General features: G+C 32.1%; 17 protein-coding genes and 1 other annotated feature. Of the genes, 2 read left to right on the plus strand and 15 right to left on the minus strand.

Going from position 1 to position 19331, the window contains the following annotated elements; translation table 11 throughout:
* Positions 1–219 precede the first annotated feature (219 nt).
* Both MKO96_RS01460 and MKO96_RS01465 read right to left on the minus strand, forming a co-directional pair.
* Positions 220–1515 (minus strand): MFS transporter, encoded by a 1296-nt coding sequence (locus MKO96_RS01460; RefSeq protein ID WP_240586411.1) that lies wholly within the window; start codon positions 1513–1515, stop codon positions 220–222.
* Positions 1516–1627: 112 nt separating this feature from the next.
* On the minus strand, positions 1628–2851 hold the full coding sequence (locus MKO96_RS01465; RefSeq protein WP_240586412.1) for a methyltransferase domain-containing protein: 1224 nt from the start codon (positions 2849–2851) through the stop codon (positions 1628–1630).
* Between the two features lie 583 nt (positions 2852–3434).
* Between MKO96_RS01465 and MKO96_RS01470 the strand changes: the two genes are divergently transcribed.
* Positions 3435–4007, plus strand: a complete 573-nt coding sequence (locus tag MKO96_RS01470; protein WP_240586413.1) for a DJ-1/PfpI family protein — start codon at positions 3435–3437, stop codon at positions 4005–4007.
* A gap of 135 nt (positions 4008–4142) precedes the next feature.
* Here MKO96_RS01470 and MKO96_RS01475 read toward each other — a convergent pair whose 3' ends face one another.
* The 13 genes from MKO96_RS01475 to MKO96_RS01535 all read right to left on the minus strand — a co-directional run bounded on the left by MKO96_RS01475 (position 4143) and on the right by MKO96_RS01535 (position 18298).
* Positions 4143–4949, minus strand: coding sequence for a DegV family protein (locus MKO96_RS01475; protein ID WP_240586414.1), 807 nt, complete (start codon positions 4947–4949; stop codon positions 4143–4145).
* A gap of 199 nt (positions 4950–5148) precedes the next feature.
* The gene (locus MKO96_RS01480; RefSeq protein WP_240586415.1) at positions 5149–5655 is read right to left on the minus strand and encodes a DUF3189 family protein; all 507 of its coding nucleotides are present in this window, start codon (positions 5653–5655) and stop codon (positions 5149–5151) included.
* Positions 5656–5912: 257 nt separating this feature from the next.
* The gene (locus MKO96_RS01485) at positions 5913–6506 is read right to left on the minus strand and encodes a GNAT family N-acetyltransferase (protein ID WP_240586416.1); all 594 of its coding nucleotides are present in this window, start codon (positions 6504–6506) and stop codon (positions 5913–5915) included.
* A gap of 4 nt (positions 6507–6510) precedes the next feature.
* On the minus strand, positions 6511–7533 hold the full coding sequence (locus MKO96_RS01490; protein ID WP_240586417.1) for a serine hydrolase domain-containing protein: 1023 nt from the start codon (positions 7531–7533) through the stop codon (positions 6511–6513).
* A gap of 104 nt (positions 7534–7637) precedes the next feature.
* A complete protein-coding gene (locus tag MKO96_RS01495; RefSeq protein WP_240586418.1) occupies positions 7638–8876 on the minus strand; it encodes an MFS transporter in 1239 nt (412 codons plus the stop codon).
* A 64-nt stretch (positions 8877–8940) separates the two neighbouring features.
* Positions 8941–9199, minus strand: a binding site (T-box leader).
* A gap of 366 nt (positions 9200–9565) precedes the next feature.
* On the minus strand, positions 9566–10444 hold the full coding sequence (locus tag MKO96_RS01500; protein WP_240586419.1) for a hypothetical protein: 879 nt from the start codon (positions 10442–10444) through the stop codon (positions 9566–9568).
* A 152-nt stretch (positions 10445–10596) separates the two neighbouring features.
* Complete coding sequence (locus MKO96_RS01505; RefSeq protein WP_240586420.1) at positions 10597–12735, minus strand: penicillin-binding protein; 2139 nt, start codon at positions 12733–12735, stop codon at positions 10597–10599.
* A gap of 363 nt (positions 12736–13098) precedes the next feature.
* Complete coding sequence (locus MKO96_RS01510; protein WP_240586421.1) at positions 13099–13698, minus strand: undecaprenyl-diphosphatase; 600 nt, start codon at positions 13696–13698, stop codon at positions 13099–13101.
* Positions 13699–13947: 249 nt separating this feature from the next.
* On the minus strand, positions 13948–14934 hold the full coding sequence (locus tag MKO96_RS01515) for a zinc-binding dehydrogenase (protein ID WP_240586422.1): 987 nt from the start codon (positions 14932–14934) through the stop codon (positions 13948–13950).
* 107 nt (positions 14935–15041) lie between these two features.
* Positions 15042–16457: a HAMP domain-containing sensor histidine kinase gene (locus MKO96_RS01520; RefSeq protein ID WP_240586423.1), complete on the minus strand. Its 1416-nt coding sequence runs from the start codon at positions 16455–16457 to the stop codon at positions 15042–15044.
* Positions 16454–17128 carry a response regulator transcription factor gene (locus tag MKO96_RS01525; protein WP_071723193.1) on the minus strand — a complete coding sequence of 225 codons (675 nt, stop codon included), beginning with the start codon at positions 17126–17128 and terminating at the stop codon, positions 16454–16456. Before MKO96_RS01525 ends, MKO96_RS01520 begins: the two co-directional genes overlap by 4 nt.
* Positions 17129–17140: 12 nt before the next feature.
* The gene (locus MKO96_RS01530) at positions 17141–17671 is read right to left on the minus strand and encodes a hypothetical protein (protein ID WP_240586424.1); all 531 of its coding nucleotides are present in this window, start codon (positions 17669–17671) and stop codon (positions 17141–17143) included.
* 117 nt (positions 17672–17788) lie between these two features.
* The gene (locus tag MKO96_RS01535; protein WP_240586425.1) at positions 17789–18298 is read right to left on the minus strand and encodes a GrpB family protein; all 510 of its coding nucleotides are present in this window, start codon (positions 18296–18298) and stop codon (positions 17789–17791) included.
* A gap of 127 nt (positions 18299–18425) precedes the next feature.
* Between MKO96_RS01535 and MKO96_RS01540 the strand changes: the two genes are divergently transcribed.
* Positions 18426–19307, plus strand: coding sequence for a protein kinase family protein (locus MKO96_RS01540; RefSeq protein WP_240586426.1), 882 nt, complete (start codon positions 18426–18428; stop codon positions 19305–19307).
* Positions 19308–19331 lie beyond the last annotated feature (24 nt).

Raw genomic sequence — 19331 nt, forward strand, 5'->3', positions numbered from 1 at the left:
TCACCTCCTGTTATTAATGTTTTAAATATACTGCTTCCTGTAGGTGGAAGGTCAATCCATAAAGCTAAATTTTCTTATTGTATTTAGCCCCCTAAAACCAATGTGTAATCTCTTCAACATTGTCCATAGGAAATCAGTCCATTTTTCGTTTTATAGTATTTGCTTTTCTTGCCTTGAAAGATGTAGCAATATCCATTCTATAAATCAGCTAAGAATCTACTAAGCACTATAATCTTTTGAATGAACCTCTAATATGAAACGATTTGATGAAACTTTAATTACTATTAAATATAAGAATCCACCTACAATTGGAATGGTGTAGGCTGGGATATAATTTAATAATAGACCGGATAGTGCCATTGCTATAGGAAGCATCATTTTACCTATACTTAATCCAATGCTGAGAACCCTTCCCCTGTATTCATCGGGAATCTCATTTTGCATGAAATAAATTAAAGGAATATCAATTATCGCTATAATAAACCCTAAAAAGATCATAACAACACAATATGTAATAACGAATACTAAATCATTCACTTCAAAACTTTTGAATAAAACTGGAATCCCTAAAATAATCATACAAACTGCCAACATAGAACTTAGCTTTTTCAAAAGATAAGAGTAAGAAAAACGATCAGTTATCTTTTTTACTACAATTGCACCAATTATCATCCCTACTGGAAAAGTCCCTTGAATGATACCAAATTGCTTAGAACCAAGATTGAGTACTGTGTTAATAATGTATGGCAATGGAACAGTTACAGCAAAGCCTAAGAAGAAATTAAACGAAATTAAAATATGAAACGTATTCTTTAAGCTTTCCTTTTCAAGTAAGTAAGAAAACCCCTCTTTTATATCTATAATAAAATTAACTCCTCTTTTTGAATTTTCCTCATTTATGTTGTACTCGAACAGTTTAAAATGAATAAATAGTAATGCTATCCCTGAAAGAATAAAAGAAATACCGTTTATAATTATAAAAGTCTTAATATTAAATACTGAAAAAACGATGCCACCTAACATAGGGCCGAGAATTAAAGATACAGAATCGATAATTTTACTTATAGAATTAATACTCATAAGCCTCTCTTTAGAGACGATATTTGGTTTTGCAGCTTCTAATCCTATTCCGAAAAAGGTTGTAAAGACCGTCATAAGAAAGGTTGTAGTATAAATGATGAATAAGTTTAATCCATAATAGCTGCTTAATATATAAACAGTTATTAATAAGCACCCACTTAGTAAATCCATACAAACGACGAGTTTCTTTTTATTAACTTTATCAGCAATTACACCGGCAAATGGATTCATAACAATCATTGGAATCGTTCCTAATATGAGCGTAATCGCGAAATTTAACGCAGATCCAGTTATTTGTAAAACATATAATCCTAGCGCGAAACTATACATAGAGCTACCGAATATTGATACTGTTTTTGCAATTGAATATAAACAAATATTTCTTAGTTCTTGGTTTCTTTTTTTATTTTCTACATGTAATCGTAAACTTCCCATCACTTTCCCCCCTGCCTAACTTTGTGTTACGTACATTGTAAGTTCTTGGGTCAACCCAATAGCAATATGTACTATTTGAAAAGTTTTAAGGGAAAACAAATAAAAGATGGGGTTAACCCCATCTTTTTCCGAAAAATGAATATGTATAAATTTCTTCTCCTTGAACAAAGAAATCCTCGTACTTTCCTCCTCGTTTCAAATAAATTGAAGTACTTTCATCAATGGATTGAAAGTGTAAATTTTGGATTTCTTTCGTTACTTTTGAAAGTGTAAAATTTGCTCGAAAGTTATTTGTAATTTGGCTATTTGAGCTGAAATTTTTAAATAAAATAAATAAACTTAATAAATAACAATCCGTTTTAAAAAGCGGATTTAATTCGTGAAGTAAAAAATTCTCATGGTCAAAACTATAATTGCTCGTACCAGAATGATCAATTACAATATCAACAGACCTATCCTGAATAGGGATATTCAAAAAATCAGCACAGATAAAGAGAATGTTTCTTTTCGGATTTCTTCTCGCTAATACATCTTTTAAAAATAAAAGTTTATTTAAATCTCGATCCACTGCAATATATATGCAATTTTCGGGCAGTTCTTCATAAATGTTTCTCAAAAAGAATCCAAGTCCCGATCCTAAATCCAGTATTAATTTGTTATTTAAATTTAAATGTATTAGTTTCTTTTTCGCCCATTCCCCTTCCCTATGCATATTTTCCAAATACGCATTATCAGTTTCATGAATATAATCCGAAATAGTATCTTCAAGTGACGTTCGCTCATTTGCTTTAAATGATTTACCCGCAGTTATAATTCCTGAAGTAATAATGTATTCTTCACCACAATTACAAATTAACTTCCCTTCAGTAATTTGATTGTTAGTAATAATTCCATCTTGAAGAATTAGTTTTTTGCTACACTTAGAACATGTAAGCAAATGAAGTACGCTTAAATCTATCCCTATAATTGAATTCGAAATTTCATTTGTTAATAATAAATCATGTAACACTTCCTTTAATTTATCCCGTTTCTTTTCCAAAATCTCTATTTCCTGTTCCATCTGGTCATATTTCAATTTAAATAAAGATTGGTAAAAAGTATCTTTTTCGTAATTCATAGATTTCGCTAAATTTTTATAAAAAAATAGTTTTTTAATTTCATTCAAGCTAAATCCTAGACCTTTGTAATGTAATATAAGTTCTAAATCTGTTTGACAATACTCATCAAAAAAATAATGCGATCCCTTTCTTTCAGGAATAATGAGGCCGAGGTCCATATAATGTCTAATTGTATCTATACTTATGTTATTTAATTCTCCAAATTTACCTATTTTCATAATATCCCTACCATTTGTATATATTTTTATATAGATTTCTATTTTTATCTTAAAAAATCCTTTTATCTCTCTATATAACAGAATTTAAGGTATGTATAGGATATTGCAATGCCACATATTTTGTAAGTGTATAATCTTTTATTTAATAAAATATACATGTAAACGGATATCATCACCTCTCCTTTATTTAACAAGTGGAGCAGGACTACTATTCTGATGACACTTTTATTTCTATTTCTGTATGTGAAGAATTACACCAACTTGCTCGAGAAAGTTAAAGATTCTCATTTCCAAATACCTTACGCGTTATTGCTAAAAATGTTGGTTTTGTAGAACGAATCGGTAGAAATCAAGCAGAAGATTTAATTGATTTATATGTTTGGGTGAGTTAAAAAATTGCTAATACCTCTTTCAAATGCATGGAATATACAGGGGTTTATAACTTAATATAGAACATAAACAGGAGAAATTCATCTTGTAAATAAGGGGACATACTTATGGAATTAGAATCAAATGTTAAAGCAATTGTTTTATTAGAAAAGTTAATTGGCACTGGTAACAACAGTAAGGGGTGGATTAGAAAATGAAAATTGCAATAGTCTGTTTTGATAACTTTACTGATATAGATGTTTTTCTACCATGGGATTTATTAAATCGTGTACGTCTAGTTGGCGGTATTTCTGATTGGAACGTTCAACTATTAGGAACGGGAAAAACTCATATATCCATGTCTGGCTTACGTATTCCCATGACAGGATGCATATCTGATATTCCGTCCGCTGACGCTGTAATATTTGCAAGTGGTAAGGGTGTACAAAATTTATATAAAAATCAAGAGTATCTTAATAGCATTCATGTAGATCCTCAAAGACAATTAATAGGATCTATGTGTTCTGGTTCATTATTACTAGGAGCTAAAAAATTGCTAACAGGTAAAAAAGCGACTACATATCCATCCGTAGTAGAACAGCTTAAAGAATTCGATGTAGATGTTATTGAACAAAGTTTCGTAAACGAAGGAAATATCTCTACTGCTGCAGGATGTTTTGCTGCTCAAGATCTCTCAGCTTGGATTATAAGAACCCTAATCAATGAAGAAATGGTCGATACTGTACTAGAAACTGTTCAGCCAGTAGGCAAAGGTTTATATTTTTAATTTGAAATCAAGTTGAGGAATTGGTTGCTCCTAAAAACAATAAAATGAGACTTTTTGCTTGATGGCGACGTAATATACCTCCATTTTCAATTTAATTAAATAAAAAAACCCGCGAATCATTCACGGGTTTTCCTCTTAATAACTAATTGCTATTGTTCCTTCACCTGCATGAACCGCAAATGAAATTGGTAATGGATATAGTTTGAAATCCATTTCAGGGAATGCTTGTCTAATATCTGAAATCCATTCTTCAGCTCCATCTTTATCGTTAGCATGGAACATGTGTAGTACTTTTGGTAATTCTTTTTCAAGCTCATTTTTAATGTATTCTCGACATTTTTGGATTTTGCGAACTTTCTTTTCAAGTAAAAGCTCTCCACCTTTTACTTCTAATATTAAGTTGACACTTAATAAACTTCCAAGTAAAAATTGGACTCCTTTTACACGTCCACTTGCATATAGACCTTTTAAACTTTTTGGGAATACATAATAAGGTCTTCTTTTTTCATCTACTAATGTTTTGTGTATATCTTGTAACGTCATACCATCATTGTATAACGATTTCGCTTTTGTAATTAGTTCATCCATTGGATAACTTGTTGTTTCACTATCCAATACCGTTAATGGGAAACCTGCCATGTCTGCAGCTAACTTCATGTTTTGATAAGTTCCACTTACTTTTCCGCTAATAGCAACTGCAAATCCCTCTTCATATTCTTCTTTGCATTTCGAAAATAACTCTACCATTTCCCCTATGTTAGGCTGTGATGTAGTGACAGTTTTACCTTCGTTTAACGCATTATAGACGCGCTCACGCACACCTTCTTCACAATCTTTGTACGACGCACCATCAATAATAACTTCAATCGGGATAACAAAGTTATCTCCTTCTGTTGTAAAACTCGCAGTTGTACTATCAGTAATCCAAGCAACACGCTTCATGTTGTTCCTCCCTTAATTCAATTCCTCTTTTCTGACTTTTCTATATATTTATGTTACGAAAAGAGAATATCCCTGTAATAGTAACAGGACTTTATTGTTTTGGCTATAGTAGATAGATAATAAATGTGAATATTTCTTGTCTTTTTCACAAATTAAAAAGAAAATCAAGGAATTTGCTCGATTTTCTTTTATCATACAATTATTTAAAAGTTTCATTATCTAAAATTACAACATAATCATTCGTCAATCGCCCGGCTTCTTTCGTATAACTAACAAGTCTTTGTATGTTATCACAGCTAAGTTTTGCTCCCCATACGAGTAATGGTACACCGATAAAGTCGATGTGGAACCTTCTAGAAAACAGTCCACCGAAAGTCATAGGTAAAGGGACTGTTGGTGATGTATTAGAAAAAACAATCTTTTCATGACTTTGATAATGGTTTTGCAAAATCTCTCCTAAATGTTTCATCGCAGGTACAACAACTTTGGATGCGCCGCATCCAATTGTATATACCAGATTACCATTTTCGTCTATTCCATGAAAAATAATTTTCCCCATATCTTCTGTTTTCAATTTATTAAAGTAATCTACATTCAAAATTTCTTCTTTCGTTAACTTACGATCCGTTGGTAATTTATTTAAATGATAAGCTGCAGCAAGTGAAGTTGAATGCGTTCCGCCGAAATCTGTGTAAATGAATATCATATTATCATCCCTTGTTGTAAAAGTTCAATGTTATTTAGTATTACCGTTCACAGCATGGATAAACAAGGGATGAATGTGTTTACACTTTTTTTGTTAATTCATTATAAATTTTTTGGTTATACTATCGTCTATTTATTACGGTACATAATGTAATAGTCGTAAGCATTATTAATAAAAATAAACAGACATACTTTTGACTCGTACGTCTGTTAGCATCTTTATTCAAAACAAACATATCTAATAACCTGTATGAACTGTTAGTTAAAATACTTTTCGAAACAAAAACAATCATGAACTCGTTTAAATTGTTTTCTTATTTCTTCTTTATTTTCACCTGTATAATGAGCAAATGTTTGAACTGGATATAGCTGATCTATATTACTTTTCATGACACCTTTTAGCTCGTCAGTATGATCCGAGTATACGTGTAAATATGAATCTACGTTTACAAATCCGTTCTTTTCATACCATCCATGTACCCATAGGGTGTCCCTAGTCCATGCTTCTAGGCGATTTAGGTTAAGTTCATTCACTAACTTCTCCGCTTCCTTTAATAGTTGATTACCAATTTTCATTCTACGGAAATCCGGATGAACTGCAATATGCCAAATCATGCCGCCAAGACCAGTTCCTCTTGAACAAACTGCACGTTCTTCTAATTCATATTCGATATCTATTAAACCCACAATTTGATTTTCATATACTGCTACTAATTCAATAGCAGGATTTTCATATTTTTCTTTTTCTCTAAATACGTTATCGTAATACGCTGTATCTAAAAAAGATAACACACGACAACGTACCCAACCAGTTTCATCCTCTTTTCTATACGCTCTAATTTCTATATCCATATAATTAAAAAGCTCCTTCTATTTCTTTCATTAATTTTTCGGGTCCTGCCCCTTTATTTGATGGAATAACTACTGTAATTCCTAGGTCCGGATATACGGCCGAGCGAAAACTGACGCCTGGATCATACCCCATTACATGATATTTAAATATCTTATTTTCTCTTGTTTCAATCCATACTCCATAGCCGTAAGATTGATTAGTATTTACTTGAATGTGAGGAGTTAAAAGTATTTTTGTATATTCTCGGCTTATGATTTCATAGTTAAATAACGCTTCCCAGAACCTCAGCATGTCTGGCGCAGTAATAAAAGCACCACCATCAGAACCTCCTTTTATTGGTATAGAGTAGGCGTTTGTTCTCCAATTTTGGTTAATTTCGTCTTTTATATATCCTACAGCTGTGTGTCTTGGTAATCTATCTAAAGAAAAATAGCCAGAATCATTCATACCAATTGGATTGAATATCTTTTTTTCTATATACTCCGTAAATTTAAGTCCTGTCTGTTCTTCGATTATTAATCCCAGTATAATAAAACCCGCATTGTTGTAGTGAAACTTACTTCCAGGTGCAAACTTCATATTTCTGTCTTGGAATAGTGGTAAAAAGTCTTTTAAACTTTTAAAAAGATACATAGGGGTTTCTTTCCAAAGATCCTCAAAGTTATTCATAATACTTTCATCAAAATAATCCGGAATACCCGAACTATGCGTCAAAAGATGATGTATTGTAATCTCTTCATTAAAGTTTGGAAATTTAATACTTAAACACTCTTTTAACTTTGTATGAAAAGTAATTACACCTTTTTCAACAAGTTGACAGATACCGATGGCAGTGAATATTTTACAACCGGAGGCAATTCCGAACTTTGTTTGTAGCGTATTGTTTATACATTCATTTCGATTTGCGTAACCAAACGCCTCTTCATAGGCTATGCCTTTTTCTTCTTTCACTAAAATTACCCCAGAGAAATCTATATGCCGATGCATTTCTTTTACAATGCTGTCTATTTGATCCTTTGTTTTCATTACAAAAACCACCCTCGTTTATCAATATTGTTCACCCTTCTAACTTTTCCATATATAGGAGGATGAACCCTCCTATTGAATACCGTAAATCAAAAACAAGAGAACTATTTTGAATTAATTGACTCAGAGGAATGCACTTTAAAATGTGAGGGTAATAAAGTAAATACACACAATATGATAGTAATAAGTAGCATTACTAATGAGCCTACAATAACCACAAGTTGTATAGAAATAAATTGAGTTGCAACTCCGAACAATATCGTAATTAAAATGGTGATGCCCGCAATCACAAACCCATATATACTCCCAATCCGTCCCATGATATGGACAGGGACATTATTTTGATAAAAGGTGTTAAATCCTGTATTTGCATATGCCATAAAGAAAGATAAAATAAAGAATCCGATAGTAGCTATTAAAAACTCATTTGAAAAAGCATAAATTAAATAACCGATTGCGACGAATAATGATCCTATTCCAATTAAAAATAAAGGTGTTAATTTTTTTGATAAAATTGTATTTGTTATGGCTCCTAAAATAAACCCGGCTCCAGCGATACTAACTAAAAAGCCATATTCACTATCTGTTAACAATAAAACCTCTTTCGCAAATGATAATTCAAGTGAATCATTCGCGGCAGCTAATACCATCATTCCTTGAAATAAGAAGTACACAAAAACGATATATAAAGATTTTTTACTGAAATTTAAAACGATGTTCCAATCTTTTTTTAGTACAGCTAAAGATAACGTCTCATTTGACATATGAATATCGGATTTTTTATCAAGATTAGGTAACAGCAATGTAATTACTCCTGATAAGAGAAATGCTATAGCATTCATATATATAGAAAATTCGGGTGTACTTGCTATTAACAATACTCCCGCTATCGCTGGACCGATTAAAGATGCACCAGATCCTATTAAACTACGTAATGAGTTGAAATGTTGTCTTTGCTCTACTGGTATTAATTTCGTCATATACGTCATAGCAGTTGGCTCATAAATCGCATTGGCCATACTTATAAAAAATACGAATACATAAACAATCCAAAGTGATGGAAGTAGAGGTAAAATAGCGATAAATACCGCACGATATATATCGAGATAAATCATTAACTTCCGTTTATTTAAACGATCAATCATACTTCCTGACCAAGCGTTTGTAAATAAGGAGGCTAATGGTTTAATTACATATAAAGTAGCAACAGCTAAGGCTGATCCTCCCATATTATAGACAAGTACATTCAGTGCTATTAAGTAAATCCATGCCCCTAAATTCGCAATACCAACTCCGGACAGTAGTAATAAAGGATATTTCCAATTTTTAAGTAAGTTTTTCATTTTAGGCCCCCGCTTTCTAAATTGTTTTAAAACAATAAAAAAATCCCACCCCCAAGACTTTAGTCTTAGGGACGAGATTTATCATCGCGGTGCCACCCTAGTTTGTTAATATGTCACCATATTAACCTTATCTGGTACTGCATTCTAATTCATGCTTATACCATAGCTCTATAACGGGAGCTCCCGTCACACCATCCCCTAATAATAGGTTCCAATGCGCTGCTCAGAGGCTTGGTTCAATAAAAAATTTTTACTCCTTTTCAGCTAAGTGGAGCTCTCTGTGAAAAATTCATTTTATTTACTCTTCTCTTCAATGCATTTAATTTTTTCCATATTATCACAGAAACATTTAACTGTAAATAAAAAATAATCAGATATTTACCAATGTGTCACTGTGTGGATTCTCTTATTTATTATTTTTTCTAATAATTACGGTGCGTGAAATTACATTATGTAATAAAACAATAAAGCTGTTAAAAACTAAAAACAAGCATAACCTCGTTTTAAAGTTTAGGACGGGTTATGCTTGTTAAATTTCCGATATAAGATACTTAACTGTAATAAAAAAAGTGCTCAATTGTTGAAGAAGATTCATTCTATTCCTTTAAGTCCCTATTATTTTTAGATAAAATATTTTGTATGTATAATCAAATAAACTATTGAACTTTGCGATAATTCAACCTAAGATTCTATTCTTTATTGTTTTGAGCTGCGTAATCACCATAAAAGTAAGTGTCCCTTAACTCATCGTATTTAGGAGTAGCAATTATGGTATACTTACCATTTTCATCGCCTTCAAACAAAGCTACATTATTATATTCCGATCCCCCATTTGAATCATCTACTAACATATCTATGTTGTATATCCCTTTTGTTAATACTCCACTTTTTTGAAAGTCCTCAATTAGATCTTGGGCCTTTGGAATAGGATGTTTATTTTTAGACACGTCAAATTTAAATAGAAAATTTACCACACCTAAATAACTGCCATTATAATTTTCACGTCGGGGATCACTTGGTATTAATATAGGTAAAAGCTCAGTAGTATCTATCTTTTGGGTCTTTTTAAAATCATCAAGTAGCTCTTGAGAATAAATTATATTAAACTCAATGTTGTCGTAAGGAAATATATAAACAGGACCATCTTCTACGGAGAAAAATTTATTAGGATATTTCACTAACCCATATTTTGTTATGATCTGTTCAATTGCTTGAACTACTTCTGGATGTTGCTCAATATATGCACCCTTGAATTGTTCAAGATAGATATCGTCACTGCCATCATTTAAAATTTTCAATGTACCTCTTTCAATCATTAGGAACGGATAAGCATGATATGGCTTTTTCATTTCTACATACGTTTGATGGTCAACCCCTTGAAACCAATAATCATCTGTATCAATAATAGAAAATCCACCTTGTATTCCATAGTTTGTTTTTAAATATCCTTGTATTGGTTGGTTCAAGTCATCTTTAGAGAAGTTAGAGAAGTTAGAGAAACATCCACTAAGAATTAAGATTGGTGTACTTACTAGGATGACTTGAATCAATCTTGTAATGCTCTTCATTTTTTACCCCTACTTTTCTAAAATCCCACTAATATTATAACATTTTTTATTCAACTAAACTTTCAGGTTGACTTTCGTACACATTATTATCTCTATACACTTTAACTATAAAAAAAGAGCCTATAGTATATAGACCCTTCACTTTATCCGAATTAATTTGTATTCGCTTCTGCTAACGGTTGTAAAGGTGGTTCTAATTCTATTTCTAATGTGTCGCCTTCTTGTATATCTTGTCCCTTTTCTAGACTTTGTCTCGTCACATAACCCGTACCTGTAGTTTTTAAATCCAATTTTAATAGCTTGGAGAAATACATAACATCACGCATTGACCACCCTTGTAAATTTGGCATTTTTGCGTTGCTTCCTAATAAAAATATACGATCCCCTTCACTCATTACTTCACCAGATTGCGGATATTGTTTTATTATTTTTCCTTCGCCTAAAATTATCGGTTGGAGCTTCTCTTTTTTCACACTATTCTCTACTGTATCCATTGATTGATTGACATAGTTTTGTACTTTTAATTGGGATCGTTTCGTTGCATCTGCCATTTGTTTTTCTGTATATGGTTTCACCTTTAAATATTCAAGGCTATTTTTCACAACTGGTTTAAATATTTCAGCAAGCGGCTGAGCTCCATACTCGTCTCCCTTTAACTTTGGCTGTTTAATAGCTAAGTATACAATTAACTCTGGGTCATCAATCGGAGCCATACCTAAAAATGAAAAAATATAATTTTCTTTCCCTTCCATATATCGTCCATTTTCAGGATTCGGAATTTGCGCTGTTCCGGTCTTACCTCCTATTGGATAACCATCTACTTTATACATTGTACCAGTACCTTTTGAAGACGTAATAACACGCTCCATTAAGTTCCTTACCTTGTCCGCTGTCTCTTTTTTTATCGGATTTCCAGTTTCTTTCGGTTGATTTTCCATAATAACTTGTTTGTTTGTCGGATTTACAACTTTGTCAACGATATATGGTTGCATCATTTTTCCGTCATTTGCTATAGCAGTAGCTGCTTGAATTAATTGAATCGGAGTTACTGTAGAACCTTGTCCAAAAGAAGTTGTAACTTGTTGAATTTGTGTATTTAATAATAAAGTATTTTTACTTTCACCAGGTAAATCTATGCCGGTTTTTTGGTTGAATCCAAATTTATTCATATATTGCTTAAATTTATCCGGTTTCAATAACTGATCTTCTAAAATAGAAAAAGCTACGTTTGATGATCTTTCAAAACCTTCATCAAATGTAATAGACCCCCATCCAAATCCACCATTATGATCTTTAATATCAGATGAACCAACGGAATATTTTCCGGATTGGAAATATTCTTTTCCGTTATATACACCTTCATTAATTGCAGCAGCTAGCGTAAATATTTTCATTGTTGAACCTGGTTCGTATGCATTCGCGATTGGATCATTTAAAAAATATTCAATATCGCCTTTATTAGGATTAAAACTAGGTTTACTAGACATCGCTAAAACTTTCCCTGTCTTTGGATCCGCTATGATTCCTACTAACATAGAAGGATCATAGTGTTCTTGTGCCTTATTCATCGCTTCTTCTAAAAAACTATTAATTTGTTTATCAAGCGTAAGGTACACGTTATTTCCATTTTTAGCGGGTTCTATTTTTCCTATATCATTTGTAAGGGGAATACCCCCTTGCGTGCCCACATATTCTATTTTCCCATTTGTAGAGCGCAAATATTTATCTAGACTTTTTTCAAGTCCAAATTTCCCTTCTGTATTTCCTTTATTATCTGGCCTAGCAAAACCAAGTATATAGGATGCAAAATCTTCATTTGGATATACTCTTGCTTTCTCTGTCATAAAGGATACACCTGGGATTTTTAATTGCCTTATTTGTTCCTTCACTTCTCTAGATAAATTCCGGCCAACTTTTCCGATTTCAACTTGTGTACGCCCCTCATGAAAATTTTTTAATACGTCCTCTTTATCAATTTCAAGCGCATCAGCTAATTGCCCTGCAGTTTCCTCTTTATTTTTCACCTTATCTGTACCTTTCAAATTTACAACGACACGATACGTTGTGGAATCTTGGACTAGCACCTTTCCATTTTGATCATATATAGTGCCACGATTTGCTTCCAAAACACCATTTTTATTATGTTGTTCATTTGCTAGATCCTTTACATCCACATTATGCAGGACTCCTACTGCCTGAATATAGAAAAAACGCAAAAGCATAATAAGAAACAAAACAATAAAAGCAACCATAAAATACCGCGCGCCTTTATTCGTTTGAAGTTTATGCATGTTTATCTCCTTTCTCTATTAATTAATACATGCAAAGATGTGCTTTAAAATATGTAATTTTTGTTTTCGATACTATATGTTTCGAAGTTTTCTTTTTAATTCCTTTAAAACAGCCTGAAAGTAGTTATTGTTTCTGTATTTATCTATTTACAGTACGGTGCGTGAAATTTAAGAATATTCCGTCACATAAAGATTAACTTATAATAAACTACAAATTTAATAAGAAATTTTGATGCTAACTCAGTTGTTCTTTCGCCACTCTTTTAATACGCAAACCCTTATCTTGTGCAAAATAAAAAAGTTCCCCTCTGGATTGCCAAAGGAGAACTTTTAAACAAACTTACAAATAATTATTTATAAGAATTAAGCTATATGATTATATTTCGCTAAAAAAGGAATGCGTTTCGCTACCAATGCGTACATTTTAAATACTAATTTCGCTATCGGTTCAAGCATACGTGTACTTTGCACTACTAAACCGCTCGTAATAAATGTTAAGAAAGCAGCACCAAGTATATCGAGAGGATAATGAACTCCTACGTACATACGTGATACACCAACTAATACTGCCCAAATAAGAGCGACATATTTAAGTTTTTCTCCTCTAAGTAAAAATACAAATGCAATGGAAAATACAAGTACAGAATGATCACTAACAAATGATGAATCTGCTGCATGTGGCACTAATTGATGTACATCATGTGATACAAAAGGACGTGGATGGTAATATACCGCATGTATCACAACATTTACTAGTAAAGCGATAATGACTGAAAGTGTCGTATATAACACTGTGTATTGTTTTTTTATGGCATTGACTTTCTTTCCATTATTAAACCATAAGATAAACATAAACAAAATTGCTACATATACAGCACTATTTGTAATAGCAATCATTAGCGTATCTAATAGTTTGGACGATCCAGCAAAATTATTAAACCATTGAAATACTGTGTAATTCATAATACTCTCTCCTTAAATAAAAACGTTCTTGATTTACACAGTATACAACATCAATATGAAAATGGGCTTAAACTTTTCTCATCTAATTCTCATTTTACTATTACTCATTTGACAATAGTGAGACTAATTATTACGGCTAATTATGTATTAAGCTGAAAAACCTTAATTACAATACGAATTACATACTTTTCATATGTAGAATACATAACATAGTTATTTAAATATACTAGTTGCGAAATCATATTTTTATTACATACGAAGTGCAATATTACCAAATTGTTCTCCTTGTTCCATACGATTTAACGCCTGAATGGCTTCTTCTAACGAATATACTTTATCAATAATTGGTTTAATTTTATGTTTCTCTATAAACTTAACCATTTCATGAAATTCCTCACGGCTACCCATAGATGTTCCCATTATATCGATTTGATTATAAAATAACGCTCGTAATGGCAATTCAATTTTATCTCCTGAGCTTGCACCGAAATTAACAATTCTCCCATTTGGTTTTAATACATCAAAGTATTTTAAAAATGTTGCTGGACCTATACTATCAATTATTAAATCTACTTTCTCTCCGCTTAAACTTTCTTCCCAATTTCCAGAACTATTAAAAGAAAAGTCTGCGCCATATGTTTCGGCAAACCTTCTTTTGCTCTCTACCCTTGAAGTAACACTTACTTTTGCGCCAATTGCTTTTGCAAATAACATGGCAAATGTCGCTACACCGCCGCCTATCCCCGGAATTAAAACATGTTCTCCACACTTTAATCTACCCTTTGTAAAAAGTGCTCTATATGCAGTTAGTGCCGATAAAGATAGAACCCCAGACTCTTCCCAAGAAAGATATGACGGTTTTGCCACTGCATTTTCAGCTGGCACAATAACATATTCAGCAAACGTCCCATCTCTCGGTCCACCTAGCACCTCTGGTAAATCTGGTACTTCGGCAATATTTTCCCATCCAATGCTAGGATTTATAATAACCTCCGTTTGTAATAACGTACCTGGAACATGTTCTCCGATTTCCGTAACAATACCTGCACCATCTGATCCTAGAACTAATGGTAATTGCATTTCTTTTCTATTATTCATTATAAATAAATCACGATGATTTAAGCCGGCTGATTTTAATTTCACTTTCACTTCTCCAGTATTAGGTGTTATCTCTGGTAATACTTTATATTCTACCCCTTCAAATCCAGCTTTATATTGTTGTACGATAGCTTTCATTATTATTCCCCCTTCATAATTCTAATGTACTAGAAAATTCGTAATAAACAAAATAAATTGACCGTAAAAAAGAAGGAATGCACAAAACATCCCTTCTTTCCGAATTATTAAAGTGAAACGGTAGGCAGTGTAATCGTAACGACTGTTCCTTCGCCTTCTTTACTCTCTATTTGAATCGTTCCGTTGTATTTCTCTACAAGTTGTTTTGCAATAGACAAACCTAGACCGTTTCCACCCTGTTTTCGACTTCTTGCTTTGTCCACACGATAAAAGCGGTTAAGAACAAAAGGTAAATCCGCTTCGGGTATTCCCGCTCCACGATCTATGATACGAATTTTAACTTTCCCTGATTGTACACTAGATTCAATACAAATATATTTATTAACTTCTTTTGTATATTTCACCGCGTTATCCATTACGATAATAATAATTTGTTCTAAGTAAGATGAGGGTATTGAGACATATGCCGCATCTCCATCCAGTTTCATATCAAATTGAAATTCAGTTTGAAGTACGCCAAAGTTTTGTGTAACTTGTTTTAATATACTATTTACATGGACTGGATCAGCTGCGATTGGATGCATCTGTTCTGATTCAGCTCTTGATAGTTCTAGCAATTCTAAAACTAACTTATTTAAACGATCGACTTCCTTTAAACTGGATTGAAGCGATTTATCTAAAACTGCTGGATCATTTTTCCCCCACCGATTTAACATAGACAAGTGTCCTTGAATAATTGTTAGTGGTGTTCTCAGTTCATGGGATGCGTCTTCTACAAACTGTTTCTGTTGTGTAAAAGAAGTTTCTACCTCACCCATCATTTCGTTAAAAAGAAACGATAATTTTGCAAGTTCATCATTATTTTCACGTACTGGAACCCGTTCATTTAGTCCATTTTTCTTAATACGTTTCATCGTATCCGTTATATTTTGAACACTTGATAATAGTTTTTTCGTGATTAGTAGCCCACCTAAAAAACTAAAGATTAGTCCACATATTCCGGCAATAACCATTACCACTAGAATAATTTTTAATAAATGATCGAAAGCCTCTAAGTTTTTCGTAAGTTCAATAGTACCAGTGAACTCTTTTGTTTGAATTGGTATACGCTTAACTAATATGCGATCTTCTACATGTCTTTTTATAAATAATTCCTCTTGTGTAACTTGTTTTGGTTTTATCCACGCTTCATTAAACTCTCGCGAAACAGTAACAATTGTTTTCCCGTCCATACCGATAATACGGATCATTTGATGTTTATCAATCATATTGTTTAAGAAATCTTTACTGTTTTCAAATGTTTTACTCGAAAGAGTATCATTTTTATCTTGGAAATAGGCCGCTATTTCTGTAACTTGTCTATTTATTTGTTTCTGTTCATAGTCTATAGTCCACTTATTAATTACAATAAACTGCAGGGCACTATATAAAATGAATAAAATAAATACTAGAGTAGTGGACCAAAGTGTTAATTTCCACTTTATAGGTAGATTTCGAATTCGATGCACAATATTTTTAATCATTTCATTATATATCCAGCACCGCGGACCGTTTGGATATATTCCTCCTTATCTACACTATGTAACTTGTTACGTAAATAACGAACGTATACATCAACGATATTTGTCTCAACCATCGCGTCATATCCCCATACTTGATCCAATAAAACATCACGGGTAAGTACTCTATTAATATTTTTCATAAACATCAGTAATAGTTCAAACTCTTTATTTGTAAGTTCGATTTCTTCATTACCTTTTGTAATCGTTCGTGATTCAATCTGGAGCTGTAAATCTTTGAACGTAAGAGATGAAACATGTTTGTTTTCTATATGTTCTTCTCGTCTAAATATAACTCTCATTCGCGCTAACAGCTCTTCAATTGCGAATGGTTTCGGAAGATAATCATCGGCGCCGCTATCTAACCCTGTCACGCGGTCCATAATACTATCGCGTGCAGTCAGCATAATAATAGGTGTATTTTTAGTTGCCCTTAATCTACGACACACTTCTAGCCCATTTAATCCTGGCAGCATTAAATCAAGTAAAATAAGATCATAATTTGTTTCAAGTGCGGCCTCTAATCCCTTCCTTCCATCAAACTGTATGTCTACCTTATATCCTTCATACTTTAATTCTAATTCTAAAAAATCAGCTAAACTTTCCTCATCCTCAATAATTAATATGTGTTGCAATAGTAATTCCTCCTATATAGTTAAATGAATGAATAATCCTATCCCAAATATAATTACAATGATTTGATGCGCTTTTCTATACAATATCAAGTTTGTTTTTTTATTATGTTTATGTAAGACAAATCCAACGATTCCTAATATGATTAAAATGAAAAGAGAAAATATACCACTATAAAATATAAATATATGCCGACTTCCTTTTAATAAAAAATAAATGCCGTGAGTAATTGATACAGCTAATACAGTATATCCAATTAATACGTGATACTTTTTAATGAAAAGATATACATCCTTTATCAATTTAAACCCCATTATATTTTTCTTTTTTAAAAATAACCGTACATGACGTAAAATCCATAACGATGCAGCTAAAATTGCCCCGTATTCACCGAAAGAACCTAATTTCTTATTTAACCATTTCACATTCAATGCGTTGCCGTATATTACATTAATAAATAACAATGCTATACTACAAAAAATAATAGTAATGCCAATAAATTTAACATACAAATGAAAATATTTATTTCTTAGTAGCTTCTCCAATTCATTCAAGCTCCTTCCTTATAAACCTTCTGTAACAAGCAGAATATCAAATTAAAAAGAAAGGAACATGAGAAAAAGATTAAAATAAAATGAGAATTTGAAGATCACTTGAATTTTCTAGTGATCATTTTTAGCTAATTTTATTATATTTTGAATAAACGGCGCTTTTGCATTTGTATATGAAGCGCGATCAAACGGATATATAGCTGCAAGTTTCTCTTTTAATTCTCTATATTCTTTACGTGCCCATTCATGTTTTATTAGAAAGTCTCGAAATAAAAGATTGTTTTTCCATTCGTCACTATTATAAATATAAACATGTAAATGATGGGTACCCGCCCTCCATTTTCCCTTTCTAAAAAAACGCCGATTAGGTGTTTCTTTTAGAACATATTCATATCCAATTTTTAATAGTGCTTCAATCCACTTTTCGATAATTTGCAAATCTGTTACGCCGATCATCATATCTATTAGAGGTTTCGCTCCTAATCCCTCTACGGATGTACTTCCTATATGTTCAATAGCAATACATTCTCCTCCAAATAATGAAATGAATTTCTCCTTTTCTATTACATACTCTTCATGCCAGTCTTTTTGATATGGTTTAATAACGATTTGTTGTTCCATATTGTTCACCCTCTTATAAGTGTTTATTATTATATTTATAAAATTCCATATGATTAACATAGGATTTTCACAAAATATGTCGAATACTGAAATATACAACTTAATTATAATAAATGTGAGGTATATTATGAAAGATATTCCAGTTGAAATTCAGTTGAATCAAATAACATTCCAATTAAAAGAACATCATAATTTTGATTGGCTTACGAAATTAGGAACCGTATTTGCGGTTTTTGACCAGCAAGATTCAGGAAATCTATCTTTTGGTGTAGAAAAAAATGGTCATAAGAAATTTATTAAATATGCAGGGGCACAAACACTTGCATATAAAGGGACAATGGGAGACGCTATTGAAAAATTAAAAAATTCAGTTTCCCTATACGAGGAATTAAAGCATGACTTACTTATAAAACTAATTGAACACTTTCCAGTTCACACTGGATATGTATTAATTTTCGATTGGTTTGATGGTGAATGTCTTCATTCGCATTGGAGTTTCCCGCCTCCTGAAAAATATAAAAATCCAAATTCTCCATTTTATAAATTTAAGCATTTATCAGTTATGGAACGAATTCAATCCTTAAATTCTATTTTTTCTTTCCATACATTTGTCGAAAAGAAAAACTATGTAGCAATAGATTTTTATGACGGTAGTATTTTATATAATTTTCATACAAACGAGACGAAGATTTGTGATATTGATTTATATTCTAAAAAGCCATACGTGAATAAAATGGGAAGATTATGGGGTTCCTCTCGTTTTATGTCTCCTGAAGAATTCGAGCTAAATGCTATGATTGATGCAAGAACAAATGTATTTAATATGGGGGCAATGGCTTTTGCTCTCTTGGGCGGTGGAAAAGATCGCTCCTTTACAAACTGGGAAGCAAGTAAAGAGTTATATGAAATAGCGTTTCGCGCTGTAAATGACAACCGAATTAAACGATATGCATCGGTTGAAACATTTTATAAAGAGTGGCTAAACGTGGCTAATGCTAAAAAGATATAAACTTATATTATTAAATGCAAAAAG

The sequence above is a fragment of the Bacillus sp. ES1-5 genome (genome assembly GCF_022487605.1).
Lineage (GTDB): Bacteria > Bacillota > Bacilli > Bacillales > Bacillaceae_G > Bacillus_A > Bacillus_A wiedmannii.

Bases quoted from the DNA above. Each gene is read 5' to 3' on its own strand.
- MKO96_RS01460 (WP_240586411.1), bottom strand. From the start codon at position 1,515: ATGGGAAGTTTACGATTACATGTAGAAAATAAAAAAAGAAACCAAGAA.
- MKO96_RS01465 (WP_240586412.1), bottom strand. From the start codon at position 2,851: ATGAAAATAGGTAAATTTGGAGAATTAAATAACATAAGTATAGATACA.
- MKO96_RS01470 (WP_240586413.1), top strand. From the start codon at position 3,435: ATGAAAATTGCAATAGTCTGTTTTGATAACTTTACTGATATAGATGTT.
- MKO96_RS01475 (WP_240586414.1), bottom strand. From the start codon at position 4,949: ATGAAGCGTGTTGCTTGGATTACTGATAGTACAACTGCGAGTTTTACA.
- MKO96_RS01480 (WP_240586415.1), bottom strand. From the start codon at position 5,655: ATGATATTCATTTACACAGATTTCGGCGGAACGCATTCAACTTCACTT.
- MKO96_RS01485 (WP_240586416.1), bottom strand. From the start codon at position 6,506: ATGGATATAGAAATTAGAGCGTATAGAAAAGAGGATGAAACTGGTTGG.
- MKO96_RS01490 (WP_240586417.1), bottom strand. From the start codon at position 7,533: ATGAAAACAAAGGATCAAATAGACAGCATTGTAAAAGAAATGCATCGG.
- MKO96_RS01495 (WP_240586418.1), bottom strand. From the start codon at position 8,876: ATGAAAAACTTACTTAAAAATTGGAAATATCCTTTATTACTACTGTCC.
- MKO96_RS01500 (WP_240586419.1), bottom strand. From the start codon at position 10,444: ATGAAGAGCATTACAAGATTGATTCAAGTCATCCTAGTAAGTACACCA.
- MKO96_RS01505 (WP_240586420.1), bottom strand. From the start codon at position 12,735: ATGCATAAACTTCAAACGAATAAAGGCGCGCGGTATTTTATGGTTGCT.
- MKO96_RS01510 (WP_240586421.1), bottom strand. From the start codon at position 13,698: ATGAATTACACAGTATTTCAATGGTTTAATAATTTTGCTGGATCGTCC.
- MKO96_RS01515 (WP_240586422.1), bottom strand. From the start codon at position 14,934: ATGAAAGCTATCGTACAACAATATAAAGCTGGATTTGAAGGGGTAGAA.
- MKO96_RS01520 (WP_240586423.1), bottom strand. From the start codon at position 16,457: ATGATTAAAAATATTGTGCATCGAATTCGAAATCTACCTATAAAGTGG.
- MKO96_RS01535 (WP_240586425.1), bottom strand. From the start codon at position 18,298: ATGGAACAACAAATCGTTATTAAACCATATCAAAAAGACTGGCATGAA.
- MKO96_RS01540 (WP_240586426.1), top strand. From the start codon at position 18,426: ATGAAAGATATTCCAGTTGAAATTCAGTTGAATCAAATAACATTCCAA.